General features: G+C 71.9%; 17 protein-coding genes. 10 read left to right on the forward strand and 7 right to left on the reverse strand.

All coding sequences use genetic code 11. From position 1 onward, the window contains the following. Positions 1-32: 32 nt before the first annotated feature. The gene (locus E1300_RS04215) at positions 33-1526 is read right to left on the reverse strand and encodes a gluzincin family metallopeptidase (RefSeq protein ID WP_131755537.1); all 1494 of its coding nucleotides are present in this window, start codon (positions 1524-1526) and stop codon (positions 33-35) included. A 375-nt stretch (positions 1527-1901) separates the two neighbouring features. Between E1300_RS04215 and pcrA the strand changes: the two genes are divergently transcribed. Then, positions 1902-4163 (forward strand): DNA helicase PcrA, encoded by a 2262-nt coding sequence (pcrA, locus tag E1300_RS04220; protein WP_207399467.1) that lies wholly within the window; start codon positions 1902-1904, stop codon positions 4161-4163. 4 nt (positions 4164-4167) lie between these two features. Here pcrA and E1300_RS04225 read toward each other — a convergent pair whose 3' ends face one another. Together E1300_RS04225 and E1300_RS04230 are read right to left on the reverse strand one after the other, a co-directional pair. Then, complete coding sequence (locus tag E1300_RS04225) at positions 4168-5703, reverse strand: serine/threonine-protein kinase (RefSeq protein WP_165502669.1); 1536 nt, start codon at positions 5701-5703, stop codon at positions 4168-4170. A 123-nt stretch (positions 5704-5826) separates the two neighbouring features. Beyond that, the gene (locus E1300_RS04230) at positions 5827-6696 is read right to left on the reverse strand and encodes a LysR family transcriptional regulator (protein WP_131755539.1); all 870 of its coding nucleotides are present in this window, start codon (positions 6694-6696) and stop codon (positions 5827-5829) included. Between the two features lie 79 nt (positions 6697-6775). On the opposite strand from E1300_RS04230, the gene E1300_RS04235 reads away from it, so the two are divergent. Further along, positions 6776-7990, forward strand: a complete 1215-nt coding sequence (locus tag E1300_RS04235) for an MFS transporter (protein ID WP_131755540.1) — start codon at positions 6776-6778, stop codon at positions 7988-7990. A 37-nt stretch (positions 7991-8027) separates the two neighbouring features. On the opposite strand, the gene E1300_RS04240 is transcribed toward E1300_RS04235, so the two are convergent. Then, the gene (locus tag E1300_RS04240; RefSeq protein WP_131755541.1) at positions 8028-8522 is read right to left on the reverse strand and encodes a MaoC family dehydratase; all 495 of its coding nucleotides are present in this window, start codon (positions 8520-8522) and stop codon (positions 8028-8030) included. A 78-nt stretch (positions 8523-8600) separates the two neighbouring features. Beyond that, positions 8601-9185, reverse strand: a complete 585-nt coding sequence (locus E1300_RS04245; RefSeq protein ID WP_131755542.1) for a TetR/AcrR family transcriptional regulator — start codon at positions 9183-9185, stop codon at positions 8601-8603. A gap of 52 nt (positions 9186-9237) precedes the next feature. Between E1300_RS04245 and E1300_RS04250 the strand changes: the two genes are divergently transcribed. The 4 genes from E1300_RS04250 to E1300_RS04265 all read left to right on the forward strand — a co-directional run bounded on the left by E1300_RS04250 (position 9238) and on the right by E1300_RS04265 (position 11586). After that, the gene (locus E1300_RS04250) at positions 9238-9783 is read left to right on the forward strand and encodes a GNAT family N-acetyltransferase (protein ID WP_131755543.1); all 546 of its coding nucleotides are present in this window, start codon (positions 9238-9240) and stop codon (positions 9781-9783) included. A gap of 118 nt (positions 9784-9901) precedes the next feature. After that, positions 9902-10669, forward strand: a complete 768-nt coding sequence (locus tag E1300_RS04255) for a sulfite exporter TauE/SafE family protein (RefSeq protein ID WP_131755544.1) — start codon at positions 9902-9904, stop codon at positions 10667-10669. 24 nt (positions 10670-10693) lie between these two features. Further along, positions 10694-11197 carry an NUDIX hydrolase gene (locus E1300_RS53310; protein WP_207399468.1) on the forward strand — a complete coding sequence of 168 codons (504 nt, stop codon included), beginning with the start codon at positions 10694-10696 and terminating at the stop codon, positions 11195-11197. A gap of 92 nt (positions 11198-11289) precedes the next feature. Further along, positions 11290-11586, forward strand: coding sequence for a hypothetical protein (locus E1300_RS04265; protein ID WP_131755545.1), 297 nt, complete (start codon positions 11290-11292; stop codon positions 11584-11586). A gap of 129 nt (positions 11587-11715) precedes the next feature. Here E1300_RS04265 and E1300_RS04270 read toward each other — a convergent pair whose 3' ends face one another. Continuing rightward, positions 11716-12987, reverse strand: coding sequence for a helix-turn-helix domain-containing protein (locus E1300_RS04270; RefSeq protein ID WP_207399469.1), 1272 nt, complete (start codon positions 12985-12987; stop codon positions 11716-11718). A gap of 220 nt (positions 12988-13207) precedes the next feature. Here E1300_RS04270 and E1300_RS04275 point away from each other — a divergent pair, with 220 nt between their 5' ends. Genes E1300_RS04275 through E1300_RS04290 form a run of 4 tightly spaced genes read left to right on the forward strand, consistent with a single transcriptional unit; the run spans position 13208 to position 15010 of the window. Continuing rightward, positions 13208-13456, forward strand: a complete 249-nt coding sequence (locus E1300_RS04275; RefSeq protein WP_131755547.1) for a hypothetical protein — start codon at positions 13208-13210, stop codon at positions 13454-13456. Between the two features lie 13 nt (positions 13457-13469). Next, positions 13470-13934, forward strand: coding sequence for an MvdC/MvdD family ATP grasp protein (locus tag E1300_RS04280; RefSeq protein ID WP_131755548.1), 465 nt, complete (start codon positions 13470-13472; stop codon positions 13932-13934). A 60-nt stretch (positions 13935-13994) separates the two neighbouring features. Further along, positions 13995-14435, forward strand: a complete 441-nt coding sequence (locus tag E1300_RS04285) for an MvdC/MvdD family ATP grasp protein (RefSeq protein WP_131755549.1) — start codon at positions 13995-13997, stop codon at positions 14433-14435. A 32-nt stretch (positions 14436-14467) separates the two neighbouring features. Continuing rightward, positions 14468-15010, forward strand: a complete 543-nt coding sequence (locus E1300_RS04290; RefSeq protein WP_165502670.1) for a GNAT family N-acetyltransferase — start codon at positions 14468-14470, stop codon at positions 15008-15010. 67 nt (positions 15011-15077) lie between these two features. Here the strand turns inward: E1300_RS04290 and E1300_RS04295 are convergent, their stop codons facing one another. Beyond that, positions 15078-16439, reverse strand: coding sequence for a helix-turn-helix domain-containing protein (locus E1300_RS04295; RefSeq protein ID WP_131755551.1), 1362 nt, complete (start codon positions 16437-16439; stop codon positions 15078-15080). Between the last annotated feature and the right edge of the window lie 67 nt (positions 16440-16506).

The following is a 16506-nucleotide window of genomic DNA, read 5'->3' on the forward strand; positions in this document are numbered from 1 at the left end:
GGACCGCCCGGCTCACCCGCCGGAGGCGCGGCTCACTTGCTGAACGCCCTGCTCAGCTCGTCGAGTTCGTGCCGGAGGATGTCGTCGTCCTCCAGCGTGCCGCGCTTGGCGAGCTTCTTGGCGTCCACGACCCGGTACTCGGGCATCTGCATCGTGCCGCAGCACCGCGAGCGGTCCTGCTCGGCCCGCAGGCTCGCCGAGTGCTCGTCGTGGGTCTCGACCTCGGTGACGTCGCGGCCGTCGCCGGTGTAGTCGGCCTCGGTCATCTTGACCCGCCCGCTCATCAGGTCCCGCAGCGGCGTCGCCGCCGTCGTGATCTCGCGGACCGCGAACCGGTTGCGGATGAACGTCCGGTAGATCGCGGGGTCGCCGCGGCTCGCCGAGATCTGGAGCATCTTGTTCGCCACGTCGACGTACGTCGCGCCCGTCGCCGGGGCCGCCACGATCGCGTCGAACAGCAGCTTGCAGAGCCTGGACGCGACCTCGATCAGGATGATCGTCGGGTCCTTCGCGCGCCGCTGGGCGGCCAGCTCGAAGGTGAAGACGTCCGCGAGCACGTCGTAGATCGCCCCGGTGAACACCTGGGAGATCGCGTGGACCTCGTTGCCGACCTGGCTGAGCTTGAGGTCGTTGTCGGCGTTGCGGAGGCCGGTCGGCAGGCCGAGGGCCCGGCCGAACTCCTCGGCGAGCGCCGGCAGGAACGACCTGTCGTGCAGGTTCGCCTTGGTCAGCGCCACCAGCGCCTCGGCCTGGTCGGGCTGCGACAGCGCCAGGAAGATCGCCGAGATGTCGCCGAACGCCTCGTGCAGGCCGCCGGTCTGCGGCGGGTTGCCCGCGGCGAGCCAGCCGGGCTTGAGACCGTCCAGCACCGCGTGGCCCGTCTCGTGGGAGACGATGTCGAGCGAGCGGCAGGTGTAGACGGTCGCCGTCGGAGGCTGCCCCTGCGGCGTGAAGAACAGGAACTTCAGCGCCTTGGCCGTGCGGCTGTAGAAGGCGTTCGCGCCCGTGCCGGCGCGGGGGAACACCGTGATGCGGTCGGTGTTGCCGCCGACGTTCCAGGCGAACGGGATCGGATTGCCGCCGTTGTGCCGCTCGTACATCGTCAGGGTCTCCCGGACGACGGCGAACGTGTGCGCGCAGTCGAACTGCGGCGAGTTCGGGGGGAAGACGAAGTCGCCGTTGGCGTTCCGCGCGACCGGCGCGGTGCCCGGCAGCTCCGTCGTGATGCGCGCGTCCGTGGGGCCGTTCAGCACGACTGTCGGGACGAAGACCAGCCGGACGCCGAGCTCGGCGACCGACGGGTCCTGCTTGTAGATGAGGAAGCGGTGGCCCGCCGCCGCGGGCACCGGGATCGGCACCTCCCGCTCGGCCGGGCGGCGGGTGGCGCGGAGCGCCCCCTCGACGCGGAGCTGCGGCGCCAGCCGCTCGATGCGCGACTCGGGGACCTCCGTCCCCCGCCCGGGCATGGACTGCACCGGGGCGTACTGCTGTTGCTGCTGCTGAACGAGCTCCTCCTGGTGGATCATCCTCGACGCCACCTTCCGTCACTGTGCGTGGGCCCCTGCTGGCCCTGCGCGGCTGAGGGCGGACGCGCGAGGACGCCTCCAAGGGGGGATTGAGCCCAGTGGGGCCACCTCAAGGGGCCGACGGGCCGTGGTGCGCGTCGCCCTACGCGGTTCACGCTCCGCCCGTCACAAGGTCGAGTCAACCCGGAAAGGCGCCGAGTAGCGTCGATTGTCCTAATGCGGACTGGTGACCATGAGCGGACGCCGTGTGACCGCAGGCGGCCGCCCGGATGACCGGAGGCGGCCGTCCGGGTGACCGCGGGCGGCCGTCCGGTGACCGGCGTGTAGCGGCGAGCGCGCCGAAAACGTCCGGGCGGAGCCGTACACTCGCACGTGATGTCGAAGACCGAAGCTCACCCCTTGCTCGACGGCCTGAACCCGCAGCAGCGGGCCGCCGTCGTGCACTCCGGCGGCCCCCTGCTCATCGTCGCGGGCGCCGGCTCGGGCAAGACCCGCGTGCTCACCCACCGCATCGCCCACCTGCTGGGCGAGCGGGACGTGCACCCCGGCCAGATCCTGGCGATCACGTTCACGAACAAGGCCGCCGCGGAGATGAAGGAGCGCGTGGACGCCCTCGTCGGCCCGCGCTCGCGCGCCATGTGGGTGATGACGTTCCACTCCGCCTGCGTGCGGATCCTGCGCCGCGAGGCCAAGCGGCTGGGCTTCCCGACGAGCTTCTCGATCTACGACCAGGCCGACGCGCAGCGCCTCATGGCGCTCGTCTGCCGCGAGCTCGACCTCGACCCCAAGCGGTACCCGCCGAAGTCGTTCAGCGCCCAGGTCTCGAACCTGAAGAACGAGCTGATCGACTACGAGACGTTCAAGAACCGCGCGTCCACGCACATGGAGCAGACGCTCGCCGAGGCGTACGAGATGTACCAGGCGCGGCTCCAGCAGGCCGGCGCGATGGACTTCGACGACCTGATCATGATGACGGTCAACCTGCTCCAGGTCTTCCCCGAGGCGGCGGAGCACTACCGGCGCAGGTTCCGGCACGTCCTCGTCGACGAGTACCAGGACACCAACCACGCGCAGTACGAGCTGGTGCGCGAGCTGACCGCTCCCGTGGAGGGTGTGGGGGCCGCCGAGCTGTGCGTCGTCGGTGACGCCGACCAGTCGATCTACGCGTTCCGCGGCGCGACGATCCGCAACATCCTGGAGTTCGAGCGCGACTACCCGAACGCCACCACGATCCTGCTGGAGCAGAACTACCGCTCGACGCAGACGATCCTGTCCGCGGCCAACGCCGTCATCGAGCGCAACGCCGACCGCAAGCCCAAGAAGCTCTGGTCCGACCAGGGCGAGGGCCACAAGATCACCGGCTATGTGGCCGACAACGAGCACGACGAGGCCGCCTTCGTCGCGTCCGAGGTCGACAAGCTCTCCGACGCCGGCGACGCCCGTCCCGGCGACGTCGCCGTCTTCTACCGCACCAACGCGCAGTCCCGTGTCTTCGAAGAGGTGTTCATTCGCGTCGGCCTGCCCTACAAGGTCGTCGGCGGCGTCCGCTTCTACGAGCGCAAGGAGATCCGCGACCTCCTCGCCTACCTGCGCGTTCTCGCCAACCCCGAGGACACCGTCTCCCTGCGCCGCATCCTCAACGTCCCTAAGCGCGGCATCGGCGACCGCGCCGAGGCGTGCGTCGAGGCCCACGCGTCCCGCGAGCGCGTCTCGTTCTGGCAGGCGCTCCGCGCGCCCGAGGACGTCCCCGGCATGGCGACCCGCTCCACCAACGCCGTCCGCGAGTTCGTCGCCCTGCTGGACGAGCTGCGCGCCGCCGCCGAGTCCGCGACCCCGGCCGAGCTGGTCGAGCAGATCCTCGTCAAGAGCGGCTACCTCGCCGAGCTCCAGGCCTCCAAGGACCCGCAGGACGAGACCCGCATCGAGAACCTCCACGAGCTTGAGGCCGTGGCCCGCGAGTTCGAGGAGCGCCTCGACGGCGAGTCCGCCGAGGGGCGCCTGCCCGACTTCCTCGAACAGGTCGCGCTCGTCGCCGACGCCGACTCCATCCCCGGCGGCGCCAAGGGCAACCCGGTGCCGCCCGGCGAGCAGCCCGAGCAGACCGAGCAGGGCGTCGTCACGCTGATGACCCTGCACACCGCGAAGGGCCTGGAGTTCCCCGTCGTCTTCCTCACCGGCATGGAGGACGGCGTCTTCCCGCACCTGCGCGCCATGAGCAACCCCAAGGAGCTCGAAGAGGAGCGCCGCCTCGCCTACGTCGGCATCACCCGCGCCCGGCAGCGCCTCTACCTCTCCCGCGCCACGATGCGCAGCTCGTGGGGCGCCCCGCAGGTCAACCCGCCGTCCCGGTTCCTCGGCGAGGTCCCGTCGACGCTGATCGACTGGGAGCGCGAGGCCTCGTCCGCGTCCACCTCGGCGATGTCGCGGATGGCGGCCCGCCCGGGCGTCCGCTCGCCGGGCAACCGTGACGTCCCATCCCTGTCGCCGGGCGACAAGGTCACGCACGACTCGTTCGGCCTCGGCACCGTCGTCTCCGTCGACGGCGCGGGCGACAAGGCCGCCGCCAGCGTCGACTTCGGCGGCGAGTACGGCGTCAAGCGCCTCGTCCTCCGCTACGCCCCAGTCGAGAAGCTCTGAACGATCACACGAGCCTGATCGTGATGACGGCCGCGTCCGTCCACTTCCCGCCGACGTAGGCGCGGGCCCACACGTCCACGCTGCCCTTGTGGAAGCGGGCGTGCGCGGCGGTGCCCTTCGCGATCACGTACTCGGGTCCGGACAGCCGCTTCTCGTCCCGGTAGTTCTCCCAGACCATGGAACCGTCCTGGAAGAACCCGAACAGGTAGCCGGACGAGCCCCGCACGGGCGTGACCTCGACCCGGTAGTCGCCGTCGGCGTCGACGCGCTGCCCGTTCGACGGGGTGATGTACTCGGGGACGTCCCCGGCGCGCTCGTCCTTCTCCGGCGCGGCGGGTTCGGGCGCCGTCGTCGACTTCCGCGGCGCGCGGGCGGACGTGGAGGCCGGAGCCGGGGACGGAGTGCGCTCGGCGGAGATCGTCGGGGACGGGCTCGCCTCGGGCGACGGTGACTCCGGCGGCACCGACGGCACGGCGGCGGAACTCTGCTGGGGCGCGTTCGCCGCGGTCACGTGCCGCGTCCCGTGACCCGCCGGATGCAGGAACAGGGCCGTCGCCGCCGCGGCGGCCAGCACGACGGCGGCGCCCGCGCCCGCGATCCACCACGCCCGGCGCCTGCGCGCACCGGCGGGCTCGGGGCGGGGCTCAGGGCGGGGCTCGGGCCGCCGCGGCAGCATCGTCGCCTGCCTGGCGCCCTGGTGCAGCGCCTCCTCCGGCCGTCCGCCCGCGCTCTCGCGGCCGAGCAGCCCGAGCACCAGGTCCGTGCTGGACGGCCTGCGCTCCGGCCGCTTGTCCAGCGCCGCCGTCACCAGATCGTGCAGCGGACCGGGCGCCCGCGCCATCCCCGCCAGCTCGGGAGGCTCGTGCAGGATGCGGTTCATCACCGCGGGGACGGTGTCCGCGCCGAACGCCGGACGCCCCGTCGCGGCGAACACCATCGTGACGCCCCACGAGAAGACGTCGGACGGCTCGCCGACCGGGCCGCCGGAGATCTGCTCGGGCGACATGTAGGCGGGCGTGCCGACCGGCCCGCGCGACACCGTGGTCAGCGTGTCCAGCGGCCGTGCGAGCCCGAAGTCGATCACCCGTGGGCCGTCCGGGCCGATCAGCACGTTGCTCGGCTTGAAGTCCCGGTGCACGACGCCCGCCCGGTGGATCGCCGCGAGGGCGGTCGCGGTCCCGACGGCCAGCCGCTCCAGCGTGCCCCCGGTCCGCGGGCCGTCCCGCGCGACGACGGTGCTGAGCGGCTCGCCGTCGACGTACTCGCTGACGATGTAGGGGGCGGGCCCGTCGGTGGAGACGTCCAGCACGGCCGCCGTGCAGAACCCGGCGACCCGCCGCGCCGCGGTGATCTCCTGCGTGAAGCGGTCGAGCGTGGCCTCGTCCTCGGCGAACCGGGCGTGCAGGACCTTCACCGCCACCCGGCGGCCGTCCGGTGCCTCCGCCAGGTAGACCGTGCCCTGCCCGCCCTCGCCGAGCAGGCCGGTGAGCCGGTAGGGGCCGAGCCGTTCGGGGTCACCACCGCGCAACGATGCCGCCATGCCGCCTCCGCGTCGGGTCGTCCGCGCATGTTGGCCGACACCATCATCGCCAAGCGGGTACGGAAGATCCACCATGCGACCGGCACCGGACCGCCGCCCCCGACGGCGCTGCAGCGCCTCAGGTCACTCGGCTTCCAGGGCGTCGAGGAACGCGGTGGCGGGCGGGGAGGGCCGCGAGCGGCTCCAGATCATGTGCTCCACGCGGGTCGGGGGATCGCGGAGCTCGATGACGTGCACGCCGGGCACCTCGGGCGCGAAGGCGGCGGGCAGCATGCCGACGCCCAGGCCGAGCCGGACGAGCCGCGCCAGCAGGTCCGCGTTCGTCACCTCGTAGGCGACCTCCCGGGTGAGGCCCGCGGCGGCGAACGCCTCGTCCGACTGGACGCGCGCGGCCGTCCCGGCGGGATAGTCCACGAACACCTCGGCCGACAGCCGCCGCAGGTCCACGTCCGCCTCCCCGGCCAGTGGGTGGCCCGGCTCCACTGCCGCGACCAGCTCGCCGCGCGCGAGGACCCGCCCGGAGACGCCTTTCGGCCGCACGCTCGGCGGCAGCCCGAGGAACGCGACGTCCAGGGAACCTTGCCGGACCTGCTCGGCCAGCTCGTCGCTCGCCCCGACCCGCAGCGTGATCCGCACCTGCGGATGGCGCACGTGGAAGCCCTTCAGCGCGCTCGGCAGATCGACCGCCGTCACGGTCGGGATGGTGCCGATGGCGAGCCGGCCGCGCAGCTCCCCGGAGGCCGCCGCCACCTCGGCGCGAGCGCGTTCCGCGGCGTCGAGCGCCTGCCGGGCCGCGGGCAGGAACGCCTCCCCGGCGGGCGTCAGCCGCACCCGGCGGCTGGTGCGCTCGAACAGCCTCGCCCCGAGCTCCCGTTCGAGGCGCGCGACCTGATGGCTCAGCGCGGACTGGACGACCTGGCAGCGTTCGGCGGCGCGGGTGAAGCTGCTCGTCTCGGCGACGGCGACCACGTAGCGCATCTGCTGGAGCTCCATGCATCCATCGTGGATGCAGATCGATCGGATGACAAACATGTGTTGGACTCATCGATCGCTCCGGCGTGAGACTGCATCCATGACGAACCACGGCCTTCTCAGGGCGTGGCTGGGCGTTTCCGCGATCACAGCCAGCCTCTTCGTTTTCCTCACGACCGAGCTGATGCCCGTCGGCCTGCTCACCCCCATCAGTTCGAGCCTGGACATCTCCGTGGGCGTCGCCGGCCTGATGGTCACCCTGTACGGCGTGTCGGCCGGGCTCGGCGTGCCGTTCATCGTGGCCTGGACGAGACGCGTCGACCGGCGCGTCCTGCTGTCCGCGCTGCTGGCGGTCCTGACGCTGGGCAACCTCGTCACGGCCGTCGCACTGAACTACCCGCTGGTCCTGACCACGCGGCTCGTCATGGGCTTCGCCAGCGGCGTCTTCTGGGCCATCGGCGTCAGCATGGCGATGCGCTTGGTGCCCGAACGGCACGCGAGCAGGGCCGCGGCGGTCGTGATGTCCGGCATCTCGATCGCCGCCGTGGTCGGGATCCCGCTCGGGACGGCCGTCGAAGACCTCACCGGCTGGCGGACCACCTTCCTCATCTGGTCCGCCCTAAGCCTCCTGGTGTTCCTCGCGGTCGCCGCCCTGGTCCCGTCGCTGCCGTCGGCGAACGCGGTCCCGGTCCGCGACGTCTTCGGGCTGCCGCTCAGGAACGCGCCGCTGCGCACGGTGCTGATCACCGTCGTCCTCTTCGTCCTCGGCCACTTCGGCGCCTACACGTTCGTCCGGCCCTACCTGGAGGACCACGCGTCCGCCTCGTCCGGCTTCGTCACCGCGGTGCTCATGCTCTACGGCCTCGGCGGCGCGGCCGGGAACTTCGCCGCCGGCTACGCCGTGAGCAGGAACCCGAGGGCCGGCTTCGCTATCGGCTGCGCGGGGCTCGTCGCGTCCCTGCTGCTCCTGATCACCATCGGGGACGGACGCGCCAGCGCGGTCGTCGCACTGGTCCTGTGGGGGATCTCCTTCGGCGTCGTGCAGCTCTGCCAGGTCAACCTGACCCAGGCCGCCGCGCCCGACACGTTCGAGGCCGCGATGTCGCTGAACACGATGGCCTACAACACGTCCATCGCCCTCGGCGCCCTGTTCGGCGGCCTGTTCGCCGACCACGCGGGCGTCCCGAGTGTCGTCTGGTTCGGCGTCGCGCTGACGACGGCCTCCCTGCTCTTCACCCTGACCCCCGCCCGAAAGCCCACCCGCCCCACCTCGGACGACGCCATGGCGCCCGGTCCCGGCGCCGCAGTCCGTTGACCTCGTCCTCCGCCGCCGGGCCGAGCGCTTCCGGTGATCAGGTGGGGCGGCGGCGTAGGAGGTTCATGGGGAGGGTGTGCAGGACGACCTGGTCGTCCTGGTTGAGGAGTTCGGCTCGGGTGCGGACGATGCCGCGGTCGGGCTTGGAGCGGGACGGGCGGGCCTCAAGGACGGCCACGCGCAGGCGCAGCTCGTCGCCGGGACGGACGGGCGCGGGCCAGCGCAGCTCGTCCACGCCGGGGGACGCGAGGCTCGCCACCCGGGACAGGACGTGGTCGGCGAACAGCCGCATCATGACCGAGCCGGTGTGCCAGCCGCTGGCGATCAACCCGCCGAACGGTCCCGCGTTCGCATAGTCCGGGTCGATGTGGATCGGCTGCGGGTCGAACCGGTGCGCGAACTCCAGGATCTCCTGCTCGGACACCTTGACGTGGCCGTACTCGTAGGTGGCGCCCTCGGCGTAGTCCTCGAAGTAGCGGTCGTCGATGGGGGCGGCGAAGTCGCCGCCGAGGGCGCGGGTGATCGTCGTCATGGGGACAGCATGACGCGGCGGCCTTGCCCGAGCACGGGCGAGGGCGGCGCGCGGGGACGGGCGCGCCGTCGTCGCAGTTCAGTGGGACAGGGATGTCAGAAAGGCGTCGAGGAGCTCGATCTGGCGGTTGGGCGGGTAGGCGTCCGGGTCGAACAGGGCGTGGACGACGAGGCCGTGGGTGAAGGCGGCGGCGGTGGCGACCAGGCCGTCCGGGTCGGTGCCGGGCAGCTCGCCCAGCCGGACCGCGGCCTCGACGTGCGGGCGGAGCCGGTCGCGCCACTTCGCGTACCGCACCCGCTGCCGGTCGCGGAGCTGGGGATCGGCGAGCGAACCGTCCCAGGAGCCGACCCAGACGCGGTTCATGTCCACCGCGTCCGGGGTGAGGGGCAGGACGTCGAGGAGCGCGGCGCGGAGGGCGGGCAGGCCGGGCGCGGGGGCGTCGCGGAGCGGGCGGTTCGCGGTGCGCTCGTCGGCGACGTCGAGGGCGTAGGCGACCAGGGCCTTCTTGCTCGGGAAGTAGTGCGTGAGCAGGCCGGTGGACGCGTCCATCGCCGCCGCGACCGCGCGCAGCGTCAGGCCGCCGAAGCCGCGGTCGGCGAGGACCCGCCACACCGCCGCGGAGACGTCCCGGCGCCGGGCATCGTGATCACCGCGTGCGGGCATGGCCGCTATAGTACATAACAAACGTTCGGTACGTATTTCGAGGAGCCCCCCCATGTTCGCACTGCCGCTCGCCGAGAACGCCGAGCTCAGGCCGCTGGAACCGTGGCAGGCCGCGGAGTTCGCCGCGCACGCCGACCGCGTCCGATCCGACATCGCCAGATACATCCCGTGGGCCGGTTTCGTCGTGGACGAGCCGAGCGCCCGCGGCTTCCTCCAGACCTACGCCGACCGCGCGGCGGCCGACACGGGCCGCCTCTACGGCATCTGGGTGGACGGCGTCCTGGAGGGCGGGACCGTCTTCCGCGTCTTCGACCCGGCGATGGGCGTGTGCGAGATCGGCGTGTGGCTCTCGTCCGCCGCCCGCGGCCGCGGCCTCGTCACCACCGCGGCCCGCCACATGGCGGCCTGGGCGTTCGGTCCGCGGGGGATGCACCGGGTCGAGTGGCGCTGCGACCCCCGCAACGCGCCCAGCGTCGCCGTGGCGAAGCGCCTCGGGATGACCCTCGAAGGCACCCTCCGCGAGTCCTTCCTGCTGGACGGCGAGCGCCGCGACGAGCAGATCTGGGCCCTCCTCGCCTCCGAATGGAATGCCGCCTGAGCCACCCCGGGCGCGGCCTCCGGGAGCCGCTTAGGGCGGGCGGCCTGGTAAACGGGTTGCGGCCGGTCGGTAGGTTAAGGGGTGATCTTGTTTTATCCCTTACTCCCCGGGGGCGCCCGTGCATGCCGAGCAAGTCGTCCTGCTCCTGCTGGCCGCGATCTCCGCGGGCTGGGTCGACGCGGTCGTCGGCGGTGGCGGGCTGATCCAGCTCCCGGCGCTGCTGCTGCTCAACCCCGGCCAGCCCGTGGCGACGGCGCTCGCCACCAACAAGCTCGGCTCGATCGCGGGCACCTCGTCCGCCGCCTACGCCTACCTGCGCAAGGCCAAGCCGGACCTGCGCGTCGCCCTGCCCGCCGCCGGCCTCGCGGTGTGCTTCGCCGCCGTCGGAGCGCTGTGCGCCGCCGCGATCTCCTCGGACGTGCTGAAACCCGTCATCATGGTCGTGCTGCTCGCGGTCGCCGCGATTGTGGTGCTCAAGCCGGACCTCGGCCGCGTCCCCGCGATGGTGCTGCGGACCCGCCGCCGCCTCGCGCTCGCCGTCCTCGTCCCGGGCGTCGGCATCGCCTTCTACGACGGCCTCGTCGGGCCCGGAACTGGAACGTTCCTCGTCATCGCGTTCACGACCCTGCTCGGCATGGACTTCGTCGACGCGTCCGCGACCTCGAAGATCATCAACACCGGTACCAACCTGGGCGCGCTCCTCGTCTTCGCCGCGCAGGGCCACGTCCTGTGGGCCATCGGCCTCGCCATGGCCGCCTGCAACATCGTCGGCGCGCAGCTCGGCGCCCGGATGGCGATCAGCCGCGGCGCCGGCTTCGTCCGCGCCGTCCTCCTCTGCGTCGTCACCGCCCTCGTCCTGAAGCTCGGCTACGAACAGTTCACGTAACTGGTGAGGAGCTTCCGCCCGAGCGTGACCGGGAACGACGTCGGGGTGACTCCCCATCCTCCGCCGCTCGCCCTCGACGATCGCGGCAATGCCCTGGTCTCCTTCGCCCCGGGAGCGGAGGACGAGCCCCCCGGTGACGCGCCCATGGGCGTCGCGCTGGCGGCCATGTGGAACGGTGACCGCCTGCTGCTGGTCTTCAACCGCTTCCGGCAGTGCTGGGAGCTACCGGGCGGAGTGATCGACCCGGGTGAGACGCCTCGTCAGGCGGCGGCGCGCGAGCTGGTGGAGGAGACCGGTCACGCACCCGCCGGACGGCTCCGCTTCGTCGGTTTCGCGCGCTTCACCCTGGCGCCTGACCAGCGCACCGAGCACGGTGCCCTGTTCACCGGCCACGCCGAGGACGTCTCGCGATCGTTCCGGCCCAACGACGAGATCGCGGCCATCCGATGGTGGAACCGGCGAGAGCCCCCACCGGAGCGCCTGCACCCCTTGGACGCCTACCTCGCGGACCTCAGTTCGGCGCGGTGAGAACCAGGGCCTCGCGCAACTCGTCCGAGGACGAATCCGACGGCCAGGCGCCGTTCTGGATAGTCCGATCAAGCTCGGGTAGGGCAGCGGCCATGGACAGAGACGACAAGCACGCGCGCGAGCTCGCCGAGGAACTCGCCGAGCATCCCGATGATCCGCGGTTCCGGAACCGCCGTCCCGGCATCCGGGCGTCCCGGAAGATCTCCCGCGAGGAGGCCGACGCGGACACGGCCGGAATCGTGGGCGGCACCGGCGTGAGCGGCGGCAGCGGCGGAACGGCGGGGGCGGAGTTCGGGCGTACGGAAGGACGGCCTGCCCCGAACGTCCCTCCGGAGGACGAGCTCGACGACACCGTGCAGAGCGGCGAGTCGTTTCCGCGCGAGACCTGATGCAGGAGTCGTCGTCCGAACGAGGCGGCTTGCAGGATGGGGCGTGCAGATCAGACGGGCCGGGCCTGACGATGTCGCGGTGACCGGCGGCCGGGGCGCTGTAAGCCGACACCACGGCCAGCCCCGGTACTACAGGACGGCGGCCAGCTCCCGCGCCCCAGGCACCCGCCGATGCTGCTGCACGAGTTGAACGGCCACGTTGCGGATCGAGGTCCGGTCCCGGACCTCACTGGGCGCCTGCTGATGGGCTTCCAGCAGCCGCGCGATCGCCTGCTCGGCCCAGCCCCGCTGGACCAAGGCGCGGGCCATGTCGGTGTGCAGCCGCGCGCGCCGCTCAACGGTGTCGAATTGCTCGGGCCGCAGCCGCTCACCGGCGGCGATCGCGGCGCCGGCGTCGCCCAGGCCCCAGTACACCCCGACGCGGTACAGCTCGATTTGGGCGGGGGTGATGCGAAACGGCGCGTCCGGGGTCGGCGCGGCGGGCATCCGTGCCGGTAGCCGCGTGGCGGCTTTGCGGGCCTCGGCCATCATCTCCAGCGCGTCCGCGCGCCGGTTGGCCAGGGCCGCGTTGTACCCGGTTGTGCAGAGCGTTTGAGCGTAAGCGGCCGCCTGTGCCGGGGTGGTCAGGCCGGTGCGCTCCAGCTGTTCCACGGCCCGCAGGGTGACGTGCTGCGCGACCACCTGGCGGCCCTCATGGCGCAGCACGATCCCCAGCGATCTGGCCGCCGCCGCCTGAGCGACGGGGTCCTCGGAACGCTCGGCGTACAGCACCGCCCGGTCGGCGGTGATGCGGGACTGCTCCCGGGCGCCGACCTTGTTGAGCGCGTCGGCCGCCAAGTCGTACACGCCCGCGACCAGCACCCAGGTGTCCGGCTCGTCGGGCGCGTCGCCGGCGGCCTGGTGGGCGTCGGCCAGCAGCGCAGGCAGCCCGGTCACCAGCTCGCGCAGCGCCCCGCTGTCGAACAGGGTCCGGAAGCGGCGCAGGCGAGTGGCGAGTTGCTCGCGTGTGATGGGTCCGGCCGCGTCCGGGGTCAGCGCCAGCGCGTCGTCTAGACGGGTCAGTGCCGCCACCGGCACGGCGGCCAGCCCGGCGGCGAGCAACGAACGTCGGCGCATCGGATCCTCCTGGACCACCGGAGCCACTGTGGTGTCCACCGTAACCTTCGGCCGCGGGCTGACGCCGAGCAACGCGGCGGCCAGGAGTGCAGGCGGCATCTCGATGGCCTCGGCGACCGCCCGGATCTTCGCCACGTGCAGACCGGTCTTGCCCTGCTCCAACCGGCTGATGGTGGCGGCCGAGTAGCACGCGGCTCGGCCTAGGTCGGCCTGCCGCCAACCGCGTCGCTCCCGTGCGAGACGGATCACCTCACCCACGTTCCCGGCGTCGATCAGCGACCTCACCACAGCACCGTGCCACCACGGGTCCGTCATCACGTCTCCGGAGCTACCGGGAGTCCAGACCCCACCACGCTACGAGATCAACCAGCGGGTGCCCAGACCCGCGTGCAGATCCTGCACACGCGCGCACGTCCTGCACACCACCCGCCGAACCGCGGCCCGGCGCGTTCCACTGAACACCGAGCGGCGCCGCCCCGGGCGTCCACCCTCGGAAGGAACCGACATGCTCCCCACTCCCGCCACCACGGCGACGATCACCCAGCCGCCGGCGCTGCGCCCCTACGGGCTCCGTTTCGCCCAGCGGCTGTCCGCCGCGGTCACCCAGACGCCACCGGACCTGACCTACTGCCCGCGTCGGCAGCAGACCCTGGCCGGTGGCAGTCCGCTCGCCGCTCAGCCCGGCCTGCTGCGCGCCTACTCGGTCACCTGGGGCACCACCGATCGGGACAACAAGACCGACGACAACGGCTGACTCGGAGGGCCAGATGAACCGCGGCACGGTGCTCATCCTCACCGACACCACCGACCACACCGTCGACCTCATCGTCCACGAGCTCCAGCAGCGCGAGGCGACCGTCGTCCGCCTGGACCCCGGCGCTGGACCCATCCGGATCGACGCCCGCCTGGACGGCGACCGGTGGCGCGGCCACGTCGGCGATGAGCACCGCGCTGCCCGCCTGGAGGAGGTGACCTCGGTGCTGTGGCGCTGGCCCGGCCTGCCCACCGGGCACCCCGCCATTACCGACCCGGCCGCCCGCGCCTGGGCCGCCCGCGAGGACCTCCTGGCGCTGCGCGGCATCCTGCGCACGCTGCCCGCCCGCTGGATCAGCCACCCCGCCGCGATCGCCACCGCAGGCGACAAGGCGGGGCAGCTCGTCACCGCCCGCCGCTGCGGGCTCGAAGTCCCCGACACCCTCATCACCACCAGCGGCGCCCCCGTCCCTGCCTGAGCGTACGGCCGCGCCATCCTCTACAAGGCCTTCCACGCCCAGGGCGCCGACCCTGAATCAATGGTCACCGCGAGCGCTACCGACGCCGCCGCGCTACCCGCCGAACTGGCCGCCGCCTCCACCTTCCAGCCGATCGTGCGGGGCACCAGCATCCGTCTCACCGCCGTCGGCCCGCACCTGTTCGCCGTCCGCATCACCGGCACCGACCTGCTCGACTGGCGGCCCGTCCAGGACCGCCTGACCTTCACCGCGACCGAAATCCCGCCCGCCATCGCCACCGGCGTGCACGCGTTCCTGCGTGCCTACGGCCTGGAGTACGGGGCCTTCGACTTCATCGACCCCGGCCCCGGTCGTCCGTGGAGCTTCCTGGAGTGCAATCCATCCGGCATGTACGGGATGGTGGAGATCCAGTCCGGCCTGCGCATCACCGCGGCGATCGCCGACCGGCTCCTGACCCCACTCAACCAGGGCTCGGCCGGATGCTCGATCGGTTCGCCGTGACGGACCGTGCCGACGCTGACACAGTGGGACCCATGGGCCTCTACTTCTTCCCTCCATCGCTGAAGCTGCGCGCCACCTTCCTCGCTGCGCAGGCCGAGTACGCCGAGCACGACGGCCGTCCCGACGCCGACGGCCTCACCCTCGCCGACCTGACCGAAGGCACGCTGCGCAGCTACGTCGAGGGCATGGCGGCCGGGACGTTCCCCCGCGACGGCATCAGGATCGGCGTCGCGGGGACCGAGCTGTGGTGGTGCGAGACCAGTGAGGGCCAACCGCCGTCCTTCGTCGGGCGTCTGACCGTCCGGCACGACCTCGTCGCCGCCAACTACGACCGCGGCGGCCAGTTGTGGCTCTCGATCCGCCCCAGCCGCCGCCGCCAGGGCCTCGGCACCCAGCTCTTGGCCGCCGCCCTGCCCATCGCGGCCGCGCACGGCATCACCACCCCGGTCGTCGTCATCCGGACGGTCGCCCTCGCGCCCCGCAAGCTCGCCGAGAGCGTCGGCGGGAAGCAGGTCTGGGAGAAGTCGGGCCGGGTCGCCTACCGGATCGAGTCGAAGCAGCAGGTCGCGGTCTAGCGCTAGATCGCTGATGGGGAATCGCTGAACCGGGCGCGGGCACCTTTGGACGACTGTCTCGCGGAGCTTAGTTCGGGGCGGTGAGGACCAGGGCCTCGCGCAGCTCGGCCACTGGGGAGCTGTCGCGGTGGGCGGGGGGTATCGCGTCGAGGACCCAGCGCCCGGTCTGGGTGATCATTTGGCTGCGGTAGGGGACGGGCAGGGTCGTGAGCACGGCCGTCGCCTGCCGCGCCCCGGCATCGCTGCCGCCCTGGACGACCGTGCACAGCCCCTCGTGAAGCCGGACGTTCGCCTCGTACTGGTACTCGGAGCTCTGGGAGAGGACCAGGTCGCGTGCGGTGTCGGCCTTCGACTCGTCGCCCGCGCTCGCGTAGACGCAACTCTCGGTGAAGTGCAGGGCGTCCGTGGTCCAGAGGGTGGGGAAGATGTCCGTGCGGAAGTCTTTCCCGTCCCGGTCGACGAAGGTGCGGAGGGAACGCCGGGCCTCGTCGTGTCGGCCGAGGAGGCTGAGGGCGTTGGCCTCCACGCCCGCGAGGTTCGCCGTCCAGAAGGGATGCCCGTCACCGGCGAGGCGGCGCGCTTTTTCGACGAGGCGCAGGACGGTCGGCAGGGGACGCTGCCCGAACACCCCGAAACCCGCCTCCTTGCAGCGGATCATGAGCCGGGCATCGAGTACGCCCGACGCGTCGGCGGCGGTCTTGGCCGTGCGCCACCAGCGGATGGCGGCGCCGTGATCGCCCAAGCGGGTGACCGCGTTGGCTTGCAGGAAGCCGAGCAAGGCGAGATTGAGGTGCAGATCGGGCAGCACCTTCGCGGACGCCGTCGTCATCTGGCGCTGGAGTGCCAGCAGATCGGGAGTGAGGCCGTCCCGGACCTGGGCCGGCGGCAGCGTGCGGAGCGCGTGCAGATGGTCGACGCAGGTCATGCCCCAGTCCTCGATCGACCGGGTCTCGGTGTCCATGGCGAGGTCGAGGAGCTGGCGCACCGACTCGCCGGACGATGCCATCGCGCCGATCCCCATGGTGAGGGCGGTTTGCAGGAGGCGCCGACGTTCCATGTCGTCCTGGCTTCCGACGGTGGGCTTCGAGTCCACGCTAGCGGCGGGAAAGCCGAAGGGAAGAGGTGCGACGGATTGATTTAGGTTGATATCTGAATCTTCTCCGTCGAGGGCGAAAAGATCATCTTCATCGACGCCGAACACGATCGCGTAGGCGACGCGATAGCGCTCGCTGACGCCGACCTTGCCCGCCTCCCAGCGTTTGACGTACGACAGCAGGGTGTCCGTATCGGGGCATTGCCGGTCAGGTAGGGAATCTCTGATGCGTCGGGCTATCTCCGGCTTGGTCCACTTTCGGCGCTTGCGTTCAGCGGTCAGGCGGGTGGCGATCGTGCGGCGGTCCAGGGCGCGCTGATCTGCGTCTTCGGTCATCGGGGCCTCGCGTCGGTCTGCCAGGGAGTGCTCTTCGATGACGTCAATTCTGCACCTGTGATGCCGC

The organism is Actinomadura fibrosa (assembly GCF_900659615.1).
In the GTDB taxonomy this organism is placed as follows: domain Bacteria; phylum Actinomycetota; class Actinomycetes; order Streptosporangiales; family Streptosporangiaceae; genus Spirillospora; species Spirillospora fibrosa.